Consider the following 20,344-nt stretch of genomic DNA (forward strand, 5'->3'; position numbering starts at 1 on the left):
CTTGTAACCTTTTAACACCTTTGAAAGCTAAAGCCCTTGGGAGAGTAAGGGCGAGAAGGATAACAAATTAGAAGTAGGCGTTGTAACCTTTTTTGTAACCCGAAAGGCTAAAAATCGTCGGGACAGTGAAAATGGACGTTCTTTTTTGGGGGAAATTAACTGTGATAGGAGATTGAATATGAGAGAGAGTAAGTTTCGAGCATGGGATTTAGGTGTTGAGCAAATGTATGGTTGGGACACTATAAAACAATTTTTCAGGGGACATGTTGAACATAAATTAGTAGTGGTGATGCAATATACGGGATTAACAGACAAGGACGATAAGGAAGTCTATGAGGCGGATATCCTTCATATTTGTAGTGGAAATGTTAAAAATATTGCCGAAGTAACCTTTGATGATGGTTGTTTTTGTGTAACTGGACATCTGGGTGATCAGAGAACATACCCACTGAAAGATTTTTTATGGAGGGGTTATGATGTTGAAGTAATTGGAAATAGATTTGAAAATCCAGAGTTAATGGAGCAATTTATATGAGTGCCATTCATTATCGCTACTCAGAGTCGGAATTAAAGAAGATTCTCCATACACTTGAAATTATCGTAGACACGCGGGAACAAAAGAATCAACATGTACTGGAGTATTTTCGTAAAAAGAAAGTACCTTTCAAAATACAGACAATGAAAACAGCTGATTATTCAGCAATGATTCCAAGTAATCCAGCAATGGGAGTTACACGTGATGTTTATTTAAGTGCCGGATTAGAACGGAAAAACGGTGTAGATGAACTTGTGGAGTCCATTAAAGACCGTACCAGATTTGAAAATGAATTAATACGTGCTTCTAAACACCCATTTGTTCTTATCGTGGAAGATTTGGAAGGCTATCAAAAAATATTGAAGGGTGAGTACAGGAGTAGATACAAACCCGAATCGTTGTTAGGTAGTCTGAAAACATTCGAAGTGCGATATGGATTTTCTACTGTGTTTCTTGCACCTGCTACTACCGGAAACTATATTTATCACCATTTCTTATATATGGCTCGTGAGCTACTGAAAAGAGGGTTTATATGATTGAAACAGTTTCTATTCATCAAATAAATAAAGCGATTGAAATTCAAAAGGAGTTCTACCAATCTGAGTTAATTCAAATGGGATATTTTAAAACACCAGAAGGGCTACAGTTATATGAACTTTCGTTGAATCAATTAGAAGATATATATAGAAAAGAAAGGAGGGCGAATAGGGAATGAGTGATAGAAGTTTTACAATACAAAAAACAGCTAGCATAAGCTAACTGCTCTCTGTGGCCCAAGGTAAGAGGAGAGTTTTACTAACGATTTCAACTTAGGAAGTTCAGCCATATTGGCTCATAGATAGTATGAATCAAACGTAGAATTTTATGCAGGAGGGATAAAAAGTGAGAGCATCCACAGATTTTCTATTAGTACTATCTACAAAATTGCAAGAGATTGCGGACAATACGGCAGATATGGAAACAGAAAGTGAATTAAATGAGTTAATTGACAAAATCATTGAAAGTGTGTAAGGGATTTTCATTTCTTAGTAAAAACGACGTCATAAAACAGGGGGAATAGGCGTTTGAATTTCTTTTGAATACCATAGGTATCTAAAGTTGTAAAACCTCTTAAAACGAATTCTACACGCTTATAAAGAAAGTAGGTGAATCATCAAGTGTTAGACTGGTTAAAAGATTATCGAAAGTTAGAAGATGAAATTATCTATTTGGAAAGTGACTTATACCGAAGCAAGCGAGAACTAAAACGATGGGTCAGTGGTGATTTGCGAGAGGTACGATTAACCGCTGAGTCAGAAGGAGCAAAACTTGAAGATCGTATTGCTGTACGGGAATATGATTTAGCTCATAAGATGAATGACATGTTTGATTTCAAAAAGGTAATTAGTACATTCTACGGTTTGGAACATAAAATTATGTATGGTAAGTATGTGGAGGGCAAGACATTGGAAAAGCTTGCTGAAGAGTTAGACTACAGTCCACGTTATATCTATAATAAACACTCGCAAATAAAGCGTATGATTGAATATGCTCAAAAGTTAGGTTAACAAAGTATTAAGTTCACTTCAGTTCATGTTAACTATTGCAAAAAGGGTTTATAGTAATAACATAAAGAATTGACGAAAGGGCAACTGATGATGCACGGTTGCTCTTTTGTTTATGTGTGGATAATAAAATATCACGTACCGGATTATTTATTGAATTGTGGAAGACTGAAGTAGGAGGTTTACAAGTGAATCTAAAAGACATATCAACCAAAGATCTAAGTGATGAACTGGAGAAACGTGAAGGTATTTCAACCATTTCTGTTGAGCCTTACGAAAAAAATTGAAGTCGGTGGATTTGTCGTTAGTGGTCCTGCGATTATTTTGATTAATAAGGATTAGGGGTGAAAGTATGAAGAGAGCTGTATTAAAAACTGTTAATGGTGATGTTCATGTTATGAAGGGCCCATCTTTATTAGCTTTATATAGACAACTTGGCAATAAATTATTCACTACAGATATCGTTATAGATATCAAAGATGATAACGGGGAAATTATGGCGATGTTAAATGCAAAGTATGTTGTTTCGGTTGTATTTGATAACAACTAAACAGTTGGAATTTTACATGTAACAGCCGATAAAATCCAGTCTGATACGAAACCATACATTTCACTGGAAATGCGCTCATGCTTGCTATAGAGCGAAGGGGTGGATATGCGAGTGTGGAAGGGATTAATTTACCCTCCCATCGATGCGCTTGACCATCTAATAAGGAAATACAGAAATGAAATTTGAGGAGGTGATTCTCATGAAAAAACACGAGAAAATGCTTATTCAAAAACTAAAGAACGATGCTCTTGCGGTTGCTAATGAGATTAACGACATGTCTTATGATACGGCCCGTAAAAAGAAAGCTGAGTTTCTAAGAAAGCAACTCCAAGATGTGAAGGTTATATGCGGCGCTATAAACAAATCAACCGGAAAGATATGTACGAAACCTCCTGTAGAAGGCTCGGCTAGATGCGCTGGACATGGAGGACTGTGTACTGGACCTGTTACGGTAGAGGGTAAGGAGAGGGCGTTAGCTAACTTATCTCCACAGGCCAATATGATATACGGTTTATATGCGCGCTTTGTTATGACTGACGAAGAGAGGGTGTTTTATGGTTCTATGATGGAAAGCTATGAAGCTAACTATGAACTAGACCTGGCAAACCTTATGTTATTAGACCGAGCATTGCGTAACTTCATACTCAATCAACGTAAGGAGATAGCTGAAGCTGGTGAACAAGTAGACGAAAGCAACAGCTACAATGACTATGACACGAAGTTTTTACGATACATGCAGGCACTTGGATTTGATCGTAAGTTTAATGTAAGTAAAGAGCACAAAGATAATGATAAAGGAATCAACCTTAACATGTTATTCGATATGGGTGATGAGTCATAAAACAAATGCATAAAAACATGTATAAATGATGGGAAACGTTAGTAAATAGGCTTTCGAGGAGATTTCAAGAATGTTGTTATATCAACGATGTATACTTATACACTACCTACTTTTTGTGTATGTATTAAGAACGTTGATATATCAGTGCTTGAGGGAGATTGATAGTTTACATAACGAGAGTTATCGGAAGTCATTTTAGTTACTGTATACAAATCCTATACATCGTGGTGTTCTTACCTCTCGAAGCCCCGTCATTACTACATTTATCGCTAATATTATGAGGGTAGGGGGGCTTTTCCGCTCGCATGGTGACATTTTTCGAAACTATAAATTTACTAAAAAAAATTTTTCCTTTAGAAAATTCGGAAGCTTCTACATGTTAGAGAAGGCTAGGATTCACGATATACTTTGGTTGCTCTTTTGGAGAATATTTTCTAATGGATGCAATTTGATCTACAAAGTGATCCTGTCCATTCTTCCTAAATGTTTTACGCTTGGTAGTTGAAGAATATTTTTTAGTCCCTAAAAGTGTCTTATGTTTGCGGCCCTTTGTAACTTTGATTGTATTCGTATCGATGAATACAATTTCGATTGCTTCCATTTGTAGAATTGAACCATTTTTCATAATAATCTCTGTTCCGTTGTATAAAGGGTTAAGCATGGCATTAGAAAATCCAGCTTTTTTATCTAGTTTATTCTGGAATCTTTTTTGGTTTGCTTCTTTTATAGCCTGATACCTATCGGATTCTTTTCTTATCCAGTTTTTCAGTGAAGATAGCATGTTTTTAACTCCTTAAATGGATGTGTTGATTTAACAGTACATGATGAAGAATTAAAAGGTCAATAAAATTTGCTGTGAATTTTTAGAAATGAGGTGGTTCAGATGAATGACCTCACAGCCAAACAATTAAAACATATGCGGAATGTAATGAAAGACCCTATAGGATTTACTGAAACAACTGGAACTGTAAAAGGTAAGCCGTTTCGTTTTGCTCATAGAGGACATTTACATGATGTGTATCGGGATAAGCACCCTCGTATTGTTATCGTTGCGGGTCGCCAAGTAGAGAAATCGGAGACAGTTGACCGCGTGATGAAATACTCAGGATATCAGCGAGCCTATACAACAATCACTTACACAGCCCCACGGCAAGAACAAACGACACGTTTTGTGAATGACCGATTTAGGGCTTCTATTAAAGCGAGCAATCAAGGAATACTTGAGGGAATGGTGGACCCAAAAGGAGATGCCAAAACTCGTATACGATTGCTTAACTCTACAGTTTACTATTTTGGTAGTGCATGGGCTGATGGTGATGCATTACGTGGTATCCCAGGAGATATGGTATTTTTTGATGAGGTCCAGGATATTACGCAGACGGCCATCGAATCAATTGAAAAATCCGTTTCTCACTCGGAAATGAAGGACCCTAAGACAGAATTAAATGGGAAGTGCTTCTATACTGGCACACCTAAACAAAAAGGTTCTTATTATGACAGAACACTTTGGGGACAGTCGGACCAAAAGAAATGGAACGTCGTCTGCTGCAACTGTGGACATAATCAATTCATGACGATGAAAAATATCATGGTTCAAGATGAGGGAGAAGAAACAGAGCGTAGGTATTTCGGTTGTTTGAAATGTAAAGAAGAGTTAGACCGAGAAAATGGCCATTGGGTTGCAACTAAACCAGCTAACAAAATGTATAGCGGCTATTTGTTTAATCAGCTCAACATGACCTGGATTAGCGCTAATCAAATTTGGCGTGACTTCCTTACGATGGATTCTATGACATTCCACAATGAGGTACTTGGTGAGTTTTATTCTGGTGAGGAACAACCAATTACACTCGAGGATGTACTTGCTTGTACGGATAAAACGCTAACTTTGAAGAAGCAATCTGAATTCCAAACAGTAATGGGTATTGACTATGGTAGTGGAGAGAAATCCAAAACAATCATAACGATTGGTCACAGTTATAACGGGAAAATTTATATTGTTTATTTAGAAAGTTGGCTTCCGGATAAAAACGATAAGCGTAATCACCATGATCAACTTATTGAACATTTGTGTAAGCTACAAGGGCGCTTCAATGTTGAAAAAATCGTGGGTGACATTGGTTATGGTAGCTATGAGTCTCAGAAACTATATGGTATCTATGGGCGAAATGCTATCAGCTGTCGCTACGTAACGTATGCTAACGACCCACGAAAACGCGAATACAAAGGATTTAATGATTCTACATTACAAGTGGATCGTACTTTTTCAATGGATAAGCTTATTGACATGTTTCATAAACAACAAATAGTTATTCCTTACAAAGAACCGGATAAAGTCGAGTTCTTTTTTGATCATTATACAGCCATTGAAAAGATATTCACTGAGTCCACTACTTCAACGGGGACGAAACGCTACGACCACAGAACACCAGACGATGCCTTCCACAGCTTGAATTATGTTCGCGAAGCAATATATGAGCTTTCGAACCGTTTTGAGTGGGCTGTAGTAGAAAGAGAGGATACATTAGATCATCTCTTTGGAGACAATGACGACTTACCACAATGGTAATTATTTCTGTAGTAAGGGGGTGGGAAAATGGGACTTTTTACAGGTCTACGCGACAAAATGCCTTGGAATTATGCTCAAAAGAAGCAAGAAAAGGAACTTTTAGAGTTAGCACGAGAGATTGGTCTTTATAAAGATGATACGTATGAAAGAGATAATCAAACCGACTTTAATCCTTCTGATTTTGGGCTTGAGGTTTACGACAGAATGTTGACAGATGGGCAAGTTAAAGCTGGATCTGAAATGATTAAACTTTCTAGTACAGCAAAAGGATTTACTGTTACTGGAGATGATGAAGAAACTCGTAAGTATGCTGAGTTTATACTTGAAAACTTTGAATCTATACAAGGTAATATGGAAGATTATATCAGGGAAATACTCTCAGCTATTGATTATGGATATAGTTGTACTGAAAAGGTATTTGCGTATCAAAACGGTCAGATTAGACTAAAAAAGTTAAAAACATTAGACCCTTACAAGGTTAGTATGAAAACAAATGGCTTCGGGGATATCGAATACATTAAGCAATCCATTGGTACAAAAGAAATTAAAATACCAGCAAACAAGGTATGTTGGTATGCTTACGATAAAAAGTTTGGCAACTTGTATGGAAACTCCATGTTGAGAACAGCTTATAAACATTGGCTCATCAAGGACAAGTTATATCGCTTTGCAAACATAGCTTACGAGCGTTATGGTACACCTCTGTTGGTTGGTAATGTACAAGATGCAAAAGACGTAGGGAAAATGGAAAAAATACTGAGAAGTATTAATGGAATGACTGGTCTAGCTATCTCTGGAGGCGACTCTATCAAGGCTGTACAGATGAGCAATGCCGATTTTATCGGTTATATCGAGCATCATGATCGTAAAATTATGGAGTCTATGTTAATTCCACCAATGTTATTGGGGCTTTCTCGTGGACAATCTGGCAGCTATGCTTTATCGGGTAACCAATTTGATATCTTTATGATTCGTCTGGAGTCACTTCAGAGGGATGTAAAGTCATTAATTGAAGAAGAGATTATAAGACCGTTGATAGATTTGAATTTTCCTAACGTAAAACGATATCCTTCTTTTCAATTCAGACCATTGGCTGATAAGGATACCGAGAAAATGGCTCGTGTGTTCCAAATGATGATTGACAAAGAAGTAGTTGCACCATCTGAGGACTGGATTCGTGAAGAACTTGGGATGCCAGCAATAAGTGAAGAAGCGAAAAGAGAGATTCAAGAAAATAAAACTTTACAAAGTGCGTTACATAAAGCAAAAGAGGATAAGAAAAAAGAAGATCCAGGAGCAAAAGATACAGAGGGAAAGTAAAAGCTTCTGAGATGTTTCCAAGGAAGCATGTAACATATGGCGAGAGACGAAAAAGGCTTAACACAAAGTTAATTCTCAAAGATATGGAAGAAATTGAATCAGCCTTCCTTACTGAATCTCAGAAGCTAAACAAAAAACGTCACGAGCAACTTATGGAGCGGACTAAAAAGTTGATTCCAGAGCTTCAAAAGGCTCATCAACAAGGTGATTTCAATGAGGTTGAAGGTCTTTTAGCAACTCTACAGATGCCATCTCATAAGGAATACAAAAAGTTAATGACTAAATTAATAAAATCATCTGTGGAAGCTGGAGTTTTACGAGCACATTCTGAATTGGAGAAAATACAGAAGTTATATTCCTTTTCAGAAGATATTTTCGAACAAATAACAGGCCATTACGCTTATGAGGTTGTATTTCCTCCAGAAGCTCAAGTGTTTTTGGAAAATTATTCACTTGAAATCACAGCTATTACTGAAGCTACAGTGCTCAATGCTATCCGAGAAGTATTCATGCAAGGGTTAACTTCCGGAACAGCACTAAAAGAGCTTATTCAGCTCATTAGGGAATGTTCTGAGAGATGGCTAAGCCAACATCACGCTGAAACAATAGCCAGGACGGAAAACGGTAAGATGTACAACGCAGGAAGACTTGCGCGTTATATGTCACCGGAAAATAAAGGGTTCGTAGTTGCCTTACAATATGATTCTATTGTGGATGGTCGAACAACTAAAATCTGTAGACACCTTGACGGAATGATTATTTCAATCGGGAACGCTTCAGTAATTGCCGAGTATACGCCACCTAATCATTTTAAGTGTCGTGCTACTTGGCTACCTGTATCAAAATTTGAGGAGTGGGAAGATAACTTTGATATCTCTATGAAGCCAGAAAAAGGTTTCGATTTTACAGCCCCATTACCGAGGTTACTAAATGGTATAAATCGGGAACCACTTGTTAGGCCAAGACCAGAATAAAGCTCACCTCAATATGAGAGTGGGTTATTTGTGTTGCCTGATAATACGCTCCAATTGTGATTATCTCCACTGCGTCGATGAGGTCATTATACCTGGGGCGTATTTAATTAGATGGTTCCAGTACCTCTTTGCTCCTCAAAAATACATTAGGAGGTGAGAAAGATGAGTAAAGTTAAAAATTTGTTTTATGAAGGGAAACTTACAAAGTCATTTTCAGAAGGTGGCGAAGGAGAAGATCTCATCAAAGAAGCTGAATTGTTCTCTACTGGTATTCATCGAGGAACTGCGTACACTGTGGAAGACTTAAATACACTAGCTAATAACTTTGATGTTACCGAAGAAATCCCAATTCAACTTGATCACTCTAATAGTGTCCGTGACACTGTTGGATATCTTGAAGAAGTAAGTGTGGAAGGCGATAAATTATTAGGTAAAGTTCGTATTATTGACGAATCCACAAAAGAACGTATCGAAAAAGGATTAATGAAAAAACTTTCTATCTCATTTTACATTCAGTACAACGAAGAGGATGACACGATTAGGCCTCATAAATTAAGAGAGGTCTCTTTAGTTGCGTTTCCTCAAGTAAAGTCAGCTCGTTTATTCAGTGAAAATGGTTATATTTCGGAAATTGATGAGACTAAGGAGGCTGAAACAATGCCAGGACAAAACAATCAGCAACCGCAAAATTTCAAACAGTTGCAAGAACAATATAAACAGTTAGAAGAACAAATGAAACAATTACAAGCTCAAAATCAATCATTCTCAGAAGGGAAAATGGATTCAAAAATAGAGAAATTCCAAGAAGAGAGCAAAATTGTACCAGCTCAAGCTGTTTCATTAAAAAATTTATTATCTTCATTTTCTGAAGAACAAACTCAAATGTTTGATGAGTTTATGAAAAATGCTACACAAATCGACTTCCAAGAACAAGGGGCAGTTGCTGGAGAAGGAGATCAAGATAAACGAACTCAAGAGCAAAAAGAATTTGATAAATTCTATGAAGAACACGAAGCTAAATTCGGCAAAGATTTATAAAACTATAAAAAGGGAGGTCCGAAACTATGAGAAATAGAGTTGAATTAAATATTCCTGAAGATGGTATTTTCACTTTCAAAGTAAAAGCTGGTCAAACTGTTAAGGTTGGCGAGTTAGTTGAGATTACAGGGGATTTTGAGGTGCAACGTGCCAGCGCTGATTCGAAGAAAGTTTTTGGAGTAGTATACTCTGGAACTGTTGCAATTGATGGTGTCAATGTAGGATACCAAGGTGACAAAGGAGATTCCGTTTCAATTGCTTTCAAGGGGTTACTTTACGTAATAGCAGGTGGAACTATTGTAGCAGGTGACAAAGTTAAAGCTGGTGCAAATGGTGCAGCAGTAAAGCAAGTAGCTACAGCTACTTATGTTGCGGATGAGGAAAAACAAGTAGTTGGCACAGCACTTACAGGGGCTACTTCCGGAAACAAATTTATTGTAGCGTTAGGCTAATAATTTTATAACCAAGGGGGTCATATAAATGGCTGATATTATGTTAGGACAACATCCACTTTTAAAGAAAGAATTTATTGATAAACGTGTTAGGGGACTTATTGGACATCAATTTGTAGCTGATCAATTGTTTACAGCTTCCACAGTGGATGCTTTAGCAATTAAATATTTACAGGATGCCGATAAGGACTCAAAAGATCGTCAAGCTTATGACGGAGTACCAGAAGTAGGGGAAGGCTCTACTTTCCAACGTATTGGATTGAACGAAGAGGAAAAGACAGCAATGATTAAAAAATATGGTCTTGAAGCTGTATTAACTTACGAAATGCAAAAATGGGGTTCTGATGGTGTTTTTGAACGTGCTATTCGCAAATTAGCTCTTAATGTCAAGAAAATGGTTGATACAATGGGTTACGATGTAGCAACTAACAAGTATACTATCGGAAATGGTATTCAAGGTTCGACTTCAGGGGGCTGGGCAGCAAACGAAACCAATGTGATTAACGAGCTTGTTGATGCAAAAACAGCAATTGCTGACTTTGGTTATTCGGCTGACACAGCTGTTGTTCATCCAAAAGTTGGAGCTACATTATTGAAAAATAAAGGTATTCGTGATGCATTACGTGTAAACAACACTGACGTAGCTTTATTGCGTGGATATATTGGCGACTTTATGGGTCTTTCCATTATTCAAGATGACAACTTCAAGGATGGAGATGTTGTAGTCCTTCAGAAGAAAATCATCGGTGATATTGCTGACGCTGAAGGGTTACGAACTGGTACGTATAACGAGGAGAAAAATATGAGAACTGTTGCACGAGCTACTCGTTTTACTCAAGCGTACGTAACAGATCCTAAAGCAATCTTCTTACTTAAAACTGTTAAATAAGAATAGAACAGCAATACCAGGGGAGGTTCATACATATTGTGTGAGTCTCCCTTAATTTTTGATATGGAGGCAATACGATGAAAGTCAAAACGTTAGTTGAGCATGTACTTGAGTATCAGCGACCAGTAGGTGAAACCTTGGAAGTTGATGAGGCAGTAGGTAATCACTTAATCGAGCATGGTTATGCCGAAGAAGTAAAAGAAACTCGTAGCAATGCAAAGAAAAGTACAGATCCAAAGAAAGAAGATAAATAAGGGAGGTTGACAGAATGGCATACACAACGCCTACAAACATTAGAACGACTGTAAGGGATTTATCTCCAAATATCACTGACTCAGAAATACAGGTCTTTTGTGAGAAAGCTACTATTTACCTTGATGCTAGACTAGGAAGTTTGTATGCTGTTCCATTCAACCCAGTACCACCAATGATTAAGGAACTAGCTACCGATTTAGCTGGTTACTACTTGGGAAAATGGTTGTATTCTTCTCAGAAACCAAACTTAGACGAGAAGGTTGCTAACAAGTTTGTTGAAATTAAGAATACAATTACTGAAATTATTGCTGGTGACATGGACATTGGAGTACCGCTTTTAAACGGAAAACACTCTGGCTTTGCTACTACAAACAACAGAGATCCTATATTTAACTTGGATACGGAGTGGTAGGTTATGCCAGGAGTAGACTACAGGGTAACTGTAAGACCTAACGGAACTGATTTGCGCCTCAGAAATATAGGCAATCGTTTAAAAGATTTGAGGACGCCAATGACTCGCTCGGCTACCTATATGGAGCGCTCTGTTGGGAATCGTTTTAGAGCAGCACCTTGGGTTCCACTAAGCGAGAACACTATCAAATGGCATCCAAACCGAGCAGGTGGAAAACCACTGAATGATACAGGACAGTTAAAAATGAGCGTAACAGGTGGAGCTATCAAACGCATTGATAAACTGGAAATGTATTTTGGAACAGCTTTACCAAAAGCGAAACTTCATAACTTTGGAGGCCGCACAAAGTTTGGCTATGTGCCAGCTCGTAAATTTTTATACTTTGATACGCAAGATGAATCCATGATTAAGCGTATCTTTCAGGATTATATAGAGGAGTTGGTAGACTAATGGGTCTATACCTAACTATCAAAAATGCATTATATGACCAATTAGTTGCTGGTCTTACTACTCAGTCAATCAAAGCAGACGTACACAAAGTACACTATCAAAATATAGCATTCTTTCCAGCTCTTGCTTTTGAGCTACAGAAACGCAGAAAAGTCAAAAAGGGACTTGGAGTTTCAGAGGTGGAGTTTACTATATTGGTTTGGGTGTATTCAAACATACTTGATGCTGAGGATGCTGAGGAAGAGTGTATCGAGCTCTTGAACGTTGTAGAGAAAATCATCGAGAGTGATAAAACTCTTGGTGGTACTGTTGCGTATCTTTCCATAGACGATGAGGCCGAATTTGGACAAGTTGAAACTGGGGAGGCTAATTTTCTACAAGGTGCAAGACTTCCAGTTTTGATCCGCTCAAAACCAATACCAAAGGAGGTATAACATGAAGCTCAAAAATCCTTTCAATTTTGACCTCAAAATAATTCAACCTTTTGATCAACTAGTCAAAGCTGGGGAAACCATTGAGGTAGACAAGAAAGAAAAACAACTTATAAAAGACCTTAAAGCCGTCGGATTTGAGGAAGTAAAGGAGGTTGGTGAATAATGGCACACGGATTTGACCACACAGTTGTAGTTGGTAAGGAAACTACAGCAGGTACAAAAGTAACTGCTTTCTCATGGCTTACGATTCTTGAAAGTTTTGAGCCAGAAGAGAATTTTAATGTTGATCAACGTAAAGGTCTCGGACAGCGGTCTCCAATGAAATTACGTACAAAAGCTAAAGAGTTCGATGCAAGCTTTGGAGGCGTACTACAAAACGCTCGGCCAATCTTGATGGCTCTTGGTAAAGAAGTAAAAACAGGAGATGCTACAGCGGGTTATACACATACACTTACTCCAGTAGGCAAAGGAGAAGTTCTTCCAAGCTTCACTTTCCAACATAATATTGCAAGTGGCTCGCTATTGCGCAACTATCTTGGTGGCAAAGTTGATACGTTAACTCTTACAGCAACAGCTGAGGAAGCGGTTGAGATCGAAGGGGATATGCTTTTCTTAAACGTTGATACGACTGGCACAGCGTCAGCAGTTACAGCTGAGTTGAATAACTATTACATGTTCTATGAGGGCACTGTGAAAGTGAACAACGCCACTGTATCGAATATCTCTGAGTTCGAACTTGAGATTAGTAACAATTTAGAACGTCGCTTTTATGTCAACGGTAAAGACACAGCTGGGAAGGTTCAAGAAGGCTCACTTGATCTTGCTCTCTCAATGACAATGGATTACTTAGATAAAACACACTGGGATTTATTCCAAAGAGGTGCGGATATTGCGGTTGAGTTGAAACTTCAAGATGTTGGCGAGCCAAAGAACTCAATTACGATTACGCTTACTGGTGGTAAGTATGATACGAACGCTATTGGTGCTGGCGCTGAGGACGTAACAGAACAAGAACTTGAAGCAGTATTCACTGATATCTCAGTAGTTGCTAAAGACGTAATTAACAACTTATTCGCTTAATAAACTGAGGGTCTTAGTCCCCTTTCAAAATAAAACGATAGGAAAGTAGGAAACTATAATGACAAACTCTAAACCTTGGCTACGTAAGAAAGAAGAAGAACTTGTAACATTACATGGAGTGAAAATTCACTATAAAAAGTTGAGTTATGGTGAGTCTCGTAAAATCGCTGAACAAGCTACTACTTTTGACAAAATGGGACGTCCAATTAAAAACGATGTATCACTTGCAATGACACTTCAAGTAGTCCACTCAATTACTGATTGGGAGCTAACTAACGATGTTGGGGAGAAGTTACCAATTATGTTAGATACGTTTGATAACGAATTAGATCCAGACTTTGTAGGGGAAATTATTCAAGCTGTACACACGAAAATTGATAACGGGGTAACAGAAAAAGAAAAAAAGCAATAGAGCAGGCAACAAAAAGAATGTTAGAAGGCAAGTCTGTTGCCAATCCTCCTCGTTCTCTTTTGTATTACGAAATAGGAAAGATCTTCAAAAAGTTACCCGACGAGATTGATCGACAAGAGAACAAGATTATGCAGGAACTTCTCATTGTTCACAATACCATCAGTGAGTTTGAAGCTAAAGAGTCACGAAAAGCGAAACGTCAACAGGCTAAGCAAAAACTAGGAGGAGGTGCTAGGTAATGGCTTCAATAATAGACATCATCGTTAAAGCGAACGACAATGCTAGCCGAGTGCTCGATAATGTTGCTGACAAAGCTAATTCAACAGGAACAAAAATAGCTGCTATTGGTGCTGTAGCTAGTGCCTCCATGCCAGCTTTACTTGCAGGGCTTGGCGGTGCGGTTGCACTTATGGGTACAGCTGGGGTAGCTGTGGCAGGTTTTGGAGCTTTGGCTATGACGAGTATCACTGGAGTAATAGAAACCACCGGAGAGCTTGAGAAGGCTCAAGAGAAGATTGACAATGCTAGTAATGCTAAGGAGCGTAGTAAAGCGCTACAAGAGCAACAAGTAATCTTAAACGGTTTAACAGCCGAGGAGCGCAAAGCAGTTACAGCAACTATGGACTTTAAAGCTAACTGGAAAGATATGCAAGATGAGATGAGCCCTACAACATTTACTATGATGGCTAACGGTATGGACTTGACTAACAATGTCATGACCAAAATGTTTCCAGCTATGAAGGGAGTAGGCAACTCGTTTGCAGGTATGCTAGGTCAGATGAACCAAGCAATTGAAGGCGGTAAAGCAGACGCTTTCTTTGAGCATATGAACACCTTTGCAGTCCTGATGTTCGAAATGGCTATGAAATCAGTAGGAAACATACTAAAAGGACTGAGCAATATTATGATAGCTTTCACACCTTTGGGTATGGATATGAGGAATGGATTAGTTGATTTGACAGCTAAGTTTGCATCCTGGTCAGCAGGTCTACAGAGTTCAACCGCATTCCAGTCATTTGTAAGCTTTGTACAAACGAGCACGCCTATCATAATGAACATCATAGGTCAACTATGGGGTATACTCGTTAAGCTAGTTACCGCATTAGCACCGCTAGGATTGGCTGTATTAACACTGGCTAGTAATTTCCTAACGTGGGCTAACAACTCAGGATTCGTACAAGCAGCATTAGATTTAGTCTCGGCAGCAGGTACTTGGCTATCTCAGAATATGCAAACTGTACAGCAAGTCCTGGTAGCGGTAGTTGCTGGGTTTGTAGCTTTCAAGGCGGCACTCGCTATAGGTAGTGTTATTACTACAGTAGTAACAGCTATTAATGGATTCAGACAAGCGATGGTGCTTGCTCAGGCAACAACTACAGCAATGAGATTGGCAACAACACTTCTGAATGCAACTTTATTAGCTAACCCCCTCATGTGGATAGCTGGTTTGATCGCTCTCGTAGTAGCGGCTGGTGTGTTGCTTTATATGAACTGGGACACTGTGAAGGCTAAAGCTATTGAACTGTGGAACAAGATGAAAGAAATGTGGGAAGGCATCAAGCAAGCTTGGAACGAGGGAGTTGAAGCTACTAAGCAATACTTCGCTAACTTATGGTCAGATGCTACAGCTAAAGCGAATGAGATAAAAACCAATGTGTCTAACAAGTTCAATGAGTTGTGGAATACAGCTAAGACGATCTGGAACACTGGAATCGCTCAAATGAAAGCATTGTTCCTCAATTTAGCTATGGAGGTAGTACAAAAAGCACTACAGCTCAAGAGTGATGTAACTAATACGTTCAACGAACTATGGAACTCAGCCAAGCAAGTATGGAACACTGGAGTTCAACAAATAAAACAGTTCTTTACGAACTTGTATAACGACGCAAAAACAATCGCTGGCAATATCAAACAAGGTATTGTCGACAAGTTTAATGAGCTTTGGAATCAAGCCAAGAATCTATGGAATACAGGGATTAACGCTTTGAAGTCTATTATTAGTAACTCTGTGAGTGCGTTCACTTCAGCGGTGTGCTCAATTGTAACTGGAATTGTGGACGGTTTCCGAAACGGTTTCACTACAGCAGTCAATACGGTACAAACGGGAGTTAAAAACTGTTGGAGTGCTATTAAGAACTTTACAGGTGATTTCCTAAGCGCTGGTAAGGGACTACTAAGTGCATTCGTTGACGGTATGAAGTCTGGTATTGGAAACGCTGTAAGTGCCGTATCTGATGGGATGGCTAAAGTACGTAGTTACTTACCGTTCTCACCAGCTAAGAAAGGACCCTTAAGTGATCTTGATAAGTCTGGTAAGTCATTCTTTCCAACTTGGTATGAGTCAGCTTTAACACAAGTGAAACCAATGACGAGAGCTATCGGTGGAGCTATGAATGCAGTAAGTGACCAAATGGAAAATGGCTTTGCAGGTGAGTCGCTGAGAGCATTCACTGGAGGCAAACCAACCGTAACAGTTAACCACGTTGTAACAGTGGACGGAGCAGTTGACTTGGACGGTCGAGGACTACAAAGTATCGAGCAGAAGTTGAACCAACAAGTTAACGATAAGGTTGCAGGTTACGACAATACACCAGAGTATCTGAAAGATTTACGACAAGCAATGAGAAAACGATAAGGAGGTCATAACATGGCTATAGAACAAAGAGCGTTCCCCTTAGAATGGATGGAACAATATAGACTAAGTGACAACTGGTGGAATGGAAGCTACTCTCCTATTCGTGCTGGTAGTAATGAAGGCTATATTTCCTTTCTAGGTACACCAGCTGGAGTCCGTGAGGCAATTGTGACCTCCAAAACTCCAGCGAAAGTGTACTTGCGATTGTATTTTTACTATGGAGGAGACTTTTTAGTTGGTAAGCACCAGCTTTCGAGTCGTCCTACTCAGTCAACTAAACCATATCATTTGGCGCTGACTGGTTGGGAGTTCACTCCAGATGTAAACCAATATCAAGATTATAACTTTACAGGTATTATTCGAGATGACCTCGTTAGTGGTAAATATCAAGGTGTTACTATATGGAATAACAAAGGCACACCAGCGAGTGAATGCTGGGGAGTTATTGACAATCCATATAGAGCTTATTGGGTTGTGGAGGGAGATTGGAACGTTCCACCAGAAAGACCACGTTTGGACTATCCGACATTTGGCATCTCAGTAAACCAAGAGCTTACCGTGAGATGGACACCACCAGTCAACGAAACGAATCCAAACAGTTTAAGTTATGATGTTGCTATCTCAGATGATAACGGGACGACTTGGAAGAACTACCCTAAAGCTACTACGAATGGTATTACAAGCTACAAGATTAATACCTACAATATGAGTCAGACAAGAAAAGCAATCGTAGCTATTCGAGCGTTTGACGGAGAGTTTTACTCAGAGTGGAATTATTCAGACTGGTTTATTATCTTCCACGATGTAGCACCAAAAGCGCCAACTGGAACGACTCCAGTAGTTGGCTCTACGATTGATCGAACAGCAATTAACACGTTTAGCTGGAAGGCTGACCCTAAAGCAATTCAAATGGGTTATCAGTTCCGTTGGCGTACCGTTTATTCTGGTGGTAACCGAGGAAGCTGGAACTACGTACCGAACTCAACGAGTTTTGTCAACTCTACGAGTCAGCATTACAATATGCCATCCAGCACATTGCCGCTTGGAATGTTCGAGTGGTCTGTTAAGACAACGGACGATTTTAACTTGCAAAGCTCCTGGACGACAGAGCAGTTGGCTATCTCAGCTAATCCTAGTAATGCTCCTAACATGGTGTATCCAACTTACGCAGTTGTTCATCCACAGGCTACTATGGTAGTCGAATGGACTTCTGTGGAGCAATTACAGTTTGAACTATTCTTAAAGAACCCTGGAGGAGTCACTCTTTGGAGTACTACTGGCACTACTGAGCGTAGTGTAAGGCTTAACTACACGTTAATAACGAACGAGGCTTACTACATTCAACTACGAGTCAACTCAAGCGGTGTCTGGTCTAGTTTTGTGAGGACGGACTTCTCCGTCAACTTTGCAACTCCAGCTATTCCAATTATTCAACGAGTTGAGGAAGCTGGCTCTGGTGTTACTAACGTAGTATACAACCAAGGTGAGCTTGGCATTAACTTACCACCTATCACGGAGGACGGAGTTACTTTTGCAAATGATTGGGAGCGTCGAGGCAATGTATCGCTTTCTCGTATTGTCCCGGTGGATGCAACAAGCTACAAAGTGAATGTGAGCGACCTAACAGCTGGTAATAACTTTGCTGGAGTATCTATCTATCTTGATGCTACTCAGATTCCAATCGTTGCAGGTGCTACTTATGAGGTAGTTGGTTTTTCTGATAACAATGGATTACGAGGCATTGTCTGGTTTTATGATGCTAACGGAAATGACATAGGAAGCACGGCAGATCCAGCTGGTCAAGTTGCTGGCAGTGGTGCAAAGTCAGAAGTTTATGCAAGTCGAGTAGCTCCAGCTAATGTAGCAAAAGTCAGAGTAGTATTTGACAATGTGTATGGAACTCCTATGAGTGGAGGGGCTAACGTAACTGTGAGTGGTATTCAGTTGAGAATTACATCTCCAGTAGCTACTAACTTAATAGATTGCTATCGTCGAGAGTATACACTTACTGGGAATGCTGAGTGGGAACTAATCGCAGGAAACCCAGTGGTTAGCTCAATTGACACTGGCAACTTAGTGCCACGCTTTACAGACTCAAGTTGGGTTAGACATGCTCAGACAACTATAATGACCCCTTACAAAATGAGGATTCAAGCACCTGCAGCAACATTCCTTGAGAGCTATGTCTACATTCCAGTTAAAGCTGGTCAACAATACACTCTCATTGGTTTAAGCTCTGGTTGGTATATCCGACCTCAGACGAACACAGGAGCGAGTACTGGAGCAGAGATGGTTGGCGGTGTTCAGTATAAAGTATTTACTACTCCAACTGGTACTGAGAGGCTAATGTTTGTAGCTTCAAACAACTCGACAAATGACACCTACTTTATTCAGCCAATGTTGTTGAAAGGTAACTTCCCACAGAGTGCGCCTTTCCAGCCAAGGCCACTAGACGGTATTCGAGGAGGATTCCTTGACTATACGCCAGCGAGTCAAACGCTTTATGAGTACAAACTCGTAGCATGGAATTTGGTAAATAACACCAAGTCAGAAAGTCCACCTCGCCAGTTTATGCACACATTCAATGAAACTATTGTTCAAGATGTAGACAGTATAACTGACTTGCATTTTCTGACTATGGTAACTGATCGAGATAGCTCTACTGAGGTCGACTCAGCGCTACAACGATTTGTTGGACGTAAAGACCCAGTAAGAGAGTACGGTGAGAATGAAACGACAGAGTTGAGTATCGAGTGGGAGGTTGACACTTGGTTCGAGGCTAAGCAGGTGAGCGACTTGTTGAACAAGCGAGAAGTTTACTTGTACCGAGACGGATCGGGTCGTAAGATGTTCGTCTCAACGGATAAAGTCAATATGAAAGATAAGCAAATTAGTGGTTTCGTAATGAGTTGCGAGTTTACCAAGACTCACTATGATACTGATAATATAACAACATAGGAGGAGAGAGAATGCAACCATTAGCACAGAAAGGTTATTCTGATGAGCAGGTTTATGATGTATTACACGCTAAAACCAAGGCTCGTAACATTCGGTTTAGATATGACTTATTAGATAAGAACTTAAACTTCAAGCGCACACTTGACAACATTCTTGACGGAGAGGTTGCTTTCTCAGCCTTCTCCGCTATCAAGAGAACCGCTAAGTTTACATTAAGAGAAGAATACATGCCAGCTCATATTGAAAGACGATCACGCTCAGTAAACTTCTACACAGGCCTTGCGTCAAATGTGGCAAACTTGAAATTTGAATCTTGGAGTAAGACCAATGTAGCTATGGATAATGGCGAGATGAGATTACAACCTTACAGTGGAACAATTACAAACTCAAGATTGGAAGATGGTTGGCGAACAGTAACAGACAATCCAGAGCAAGCTCACGGGTGGATGGCTGGAGAGTTCAAGCCTTGGGCTAACGGAGTTAATTACTACACGGTTTCACAAGGAGGCGGTTGGCAAGGTAGCTACGCTCAAGAGGTCAAACGTGACACAGCTAACACACAACCCGTCGGAATGCAAACAATAGGTAACGGATTGGTAGTAGTTAGTGGAGGTCAAAAGATATACGTCTCGTTCTTTTATCGCTTGTTTAACGGAGAGATTCACCCTAACTATGTATACGCTATGAGCTCAGCTGGAAACATTCGACTCAATGAAAATGTAACTATGACCAACACGGGATTTAACAACTGGTATCGCTGGGAGGGAGAAGTAACTGTTCCAGCTGGCCGAGCTAGTGCTGGTTACGGTTTGTTAATGGCTTGCGATTCAGGAGTTCTCAATGGTATTTGTAACTACGATAATGTTTATTTTAGTGGAACAGCTAAAGCGATCTACTCTGGTATTGCTACAAGCCCTGTACTTGATATGAGCAATAGTACGTACCAGGGAGTTGACATTCCACGAGTTAAAGAAGCTAAGCTGTCATATGACAATG

At 39.5% G+C, this 20,344-nt stretch carries 25 protein-coding genes and 1 pseudogene; 25 read left to right on the forward strand and 1 reads right to left on the reverse strand.

Annotated features, from left to right (window positions below):
• Positions 1–178 precede the first annotated feature (178 nt).
• The 8 genes and pseudogenes from ACP6L7_RS30980 to ACP6L7_RS31015 all read left to right on the forward strand — a co-directional run bounded on the left by ACP6L7_RS30980 (position 179) and on the right by ACP6L7_RS31015 (position 3,470).
• Positions 179–535, forward strand: coding sequence for a YopX family protein (locus ACP6L7_RS30980; protein ID WP_430529642.1), 357 nt, complete (start codon positions 179–181; stop codon positions 533–535).
• Positions 532–1,071, forward strand: a complete 540-nt coding sequence (locus tag ACP6L7_RS30985) for an ERCC4 domain-containing protein (protein WP_430529428.1) — start codon at positions 532–534, stop codon at positions 1,069–1,071. Before ACP6L7_RS30980 ends, ACP6L7_RS30985 begins: the two co-directional genes overlap by 4 nt.
• Entirely contained in the window at positions 1,068–1,250 is a 183-nt protein-coding gene (gene fbpA / locus ACP6L7_RS30990; RefSeq protein ID WP_430529427.1) for a Fur-regulated basic protein FbpA, read from the forward strand. The genes ACP6L7_RS30985 and fbpA overlap by 4 nt, the downstream gene beginning before the upstream one ends.
• A 167-nt stretch (positions 1,251–1,417) precedes the next feature.
• Complete coding sequence (locus ACP6L7_RS30995) at positions 1,418–1,546, forward strand: hypothetical protein (RefSeq protein ID WP_430529426.1); 129 nt, start codon at positions 1,418–1,420, stop codon at positions 1,544–1,546.
• Positions 1,547–1,692: 146 nt separating this feature from the next.
• Positions 1,693–2,082 (forward strand): hypothetical protein, encoded by a 390-nt coding sequence (locus tag ACP6L7_RS31000; protein WP_430529643.1) that lies wholly within the window; start codon positions 1,693–1,695, stop codon positions 2,080–2,082.
• A 185-nt stretch (positions 2,083–2,267) separates the two neighbouring features.
• Positions 2,268–2,421: pseudogene (locus tag ACP6L7_RS31005) on the forward strand (BC1881 family protein).
• Positions 2,422–2,431: 10 nt separating this feature from the next.
• Entirely contained in the window at positions 2,432–2,629 is a 198-nt protein-coding gene (locus ACP6L7_RS31010; RefSeq protein WP_430529411.1) for a hypothetical protein, read from the forward strand.
• Positions 2,630–2,828: 199 nt separating this feature from the next.
• The gene (locus ACP6L7_RS31015) at positions 2,829–3,470 is read left to right on the forward strand and encodes an HGGxSTG domain-containing protein (RefSeq protein ID WP_430529410.1); all 642 of its coding nucleotides are present in this window, start codon (positions 2,829–2,831) and stop codon (positions 3,468–3,470) included.
• A 379-nt stretch (positions 3,471–3,849) separates the two neighbouring features.
• Here the strand turns inward: ACP6L7_RS31015 and ACP6L7_RS31020 are convergent, their stop codons facing one another.
• Positions 3,850–4,251 carry a hypothetical protein gene (locus tag ACP6L7_RS31020; protein ID WP_430529409.1) on the reverse strand — a complete coding sequence of 134 codons (402 nt, stop codon included), beginning with the start codon at positions 4,249–4,251 and terminating at the stop codon, positions 3,850–3,852.
• Between the two features lie 102 nt (positions 4,252–4,353).
• Here ACP6L7_RS31020 and ACP6L7_RS31025 point away from each other — a divergent pair, with 102 nt between their 5' ends.
• The 17 genes from ACP6L7_RS31025 to ACP6L7_RS31105 form a co-directional block, all read left to right on the forward strand.
• Positions 4,354–6,039 carry a phage terminase large subunit family protein gene (locus tag ACP6L7_RS31025; protein WP_430529408.1) on the forward strand — a complete coding sequence of 562 codons (1,686 nt, stop codon included), beginning with the start codon at positions 4,354–4,356 and terminating at the stop codon, positions 6,037–6,039.
• Between the two features lie 27 nt (positions 6,040–6,066).
• Positions 6,067–7,359, forward strand: a complete 1,293-nt coding sequence (locus tag ACP6L7_RS31030; RefSeq protein ID WP_430529407.1) for a phage portal protein family protein — start codon at positions 6,067–6,069, stop codon at positions 7,357–7,359.
• Between the two features lie 11 nt (positions 7,360–7,370).
• Positions 7,371–8,333, forward strand: coding sequence for a phage head morphogenesis protein (locus tag ACP6L7_RS31035; protein WP_430529406.1), 963 nt, complete (start codon positions 7,371–7,373; stop codon positions 8,331–8,333).
• 162 nt (positions 8,334–8,495) lie between these two features.
• Positions 8,496–9,371, forward strand: a complete 876-nt coding sequence (locus ACP6L7_RS31040; RefSeq protein ID WP_430529405.1) for an HK97 family phage prohead protease — start codon at positions 8,496–8,498, stop codon at positions 9,369–9,371.
• A 26-nt stretch (positions 9,372–9,397) separates the two neighbouring features.
• The gene (locus ACP6L7_RS31045) at positions 9,398–9,823 is read left to right on the forward strand and encodes a hypothetical protein (RefSeq protein WP_430529404.1); all 426 of its coding nucleotides are present in this window, start codon (positions 9,398–9,400) and stop codon (positions 9,821–9,823) included.
• A gap of 28 nt (positions 9,824–9,851) precedes the next feature.
• A complete protein-coding gene (locus tag ACP6L7_RS31050) occupies positions 9,852–10,712 on the forward strand; it encodes a phage major capsid protein (protein WP_430529403.1) in 861 nt (286 codons plus the stop codon).
• A gap of 77 nt (positions 10,713–10,789) precedes the next feature.
• Positions 10,790–10,966: a hypothetical protein gene (locus tag ACP6L7_RS31055; RefSeq protein WP_430529402.1), complete on the forward strand. Its 177-nt coding sequence runs from the start codon at positions 10,790–10,792 to the stop codon at positions 10,964–10,966.
• A 14-nt stretch (positions 10,967–10,980) separates the two neighbouring features.
• On the forward strand, positions 10,981–11,379 hold the full coding sequence (locus tag ACP6L7_RS31060) for a phage protein Gp36 family protein (RefSeq protein ID WP_430529401.1): 399 nt from the start codon (positions 10,981–10,983) through the stop codon (positions 11,377–11,379).
• 3 nt (positions 11,380–11,382) lie between these two features.
• Positions 11,383–11,829, forward strand: coding sequence for a phage virion morphogenesis family protein (locus ACP6L7_RS31065; RefSeq protein WP_430529400.1), 447 nt, complete (start codon positions 11,383–11,385; stop codon positions 11,827–11,829).
• A complete protein-coding gene (locus tag ACP6L7_RS31070; RefSeq protein WP_430529399.1) occupies positions 11,829–12,263 on the forward strand; it encodes a hypothetical protein in 435 nt (144 codons plus the stop codon). Before ACP6L7_RS31065 ends, ACP6L7_RS31070 begins: the two co-directional genes overlap by 1 nt.
• A gap of 1 nt (position 12,264) precedes the next feature.
• Positions 12,265–12,426 carry a hypothetical protein gene (locus ACP6L7_RS31075; protein ID WP_430529398.1) on the forward strand — a complete coding sequence of 54 codons (162 nt, stop codon included), beginning with the start codon at positions 12,265–12,267 and terminating at the stop codon, positions 12,424–12,426.
• Positions 12,426–13,343, forward strand: coding sequence for a phage tail tube protein (locus ACP6L7_RS31080; protein WP_430529397.1), 918 nt, complete (start codon positions 12,426–12,428; stop codon positions 13,341–13,343). The genes ACP6L7_RS31075 and ACP6L7_RS31080 overlap by 1 nt, the downstream gene beginning before the upstream one ends.
• 58 nt (positions 13,344–13,401) lie before the next feature.
• Complete coding sequence (locus ACP6L7_RS31085) at positions 13,402–13,755, forward strand: hypothetical protein (protein WP_430529396.1); 354 nt, start codon at positions 13,402–13,404, stop codon at positions 13,753–13,755.
• A gap of 17 nt (positions 13,756–13,772) precedes the next feature.
• Positions 13,773–13,994, forward strand: coding sequence for a hypothetical protein (locus ACP6L7_RS31090; protein ID WP_430529395.1), 222 nt, complete (start codon positions 13,773–13,775; stop codon positions 13,992–13,994).
• Positions 13,994–16,390 carry a phage tail protein gene (locus ACP6L7_RS31095; RefSeq protein WP_430529394.1) on the forward strand — a complete coding sequence of 799 codons (2,397 nt, stop codon included), beginning with the start codon at positions 13,994–13,996 and terminating at the stop codon, positions 16,388–16,390. The genes ACP6L7_RS31090 and ACP6L7_RS31095 overlap by 1 nt, the downstream gene beginning before the upstream one ends.
• A 12-nt stretch (positions 16,391–16,402) precedes the next feature.
• The gene (locus ACP6L7_RS31100; protein WP_430529393.1) at positions 16,403–19,348 is read left to right on the forward strand and encodes a phage tail protein; all 2,946 of its coding nucleotides are present in this window, start codon (positions 16,403–16,405) and stop codon (positions 19,346–19,348) included.
• Between the two features lie 227 nt (positions 19,349–19,575).
• A partial coding sequence (locus tag ACP6L7_RS31105) for a hypothetical protein (protein ID WP_430529644.1) occupies positions 19,576–20,344 on the forward strand: 769 nt, incomplete at its 3' end.

The sequence above is a fragment of the Bacillus silvicola genome (assembly GCF_050524305.1).
In the GTDB taxonomy this organism is placed as follows: domain Bacteria; phylum Bacillota; class Bacilli; order Bacillales; family Bacillaceae_G; genus Bacillus_A; species Bacillus_A cereus_AT.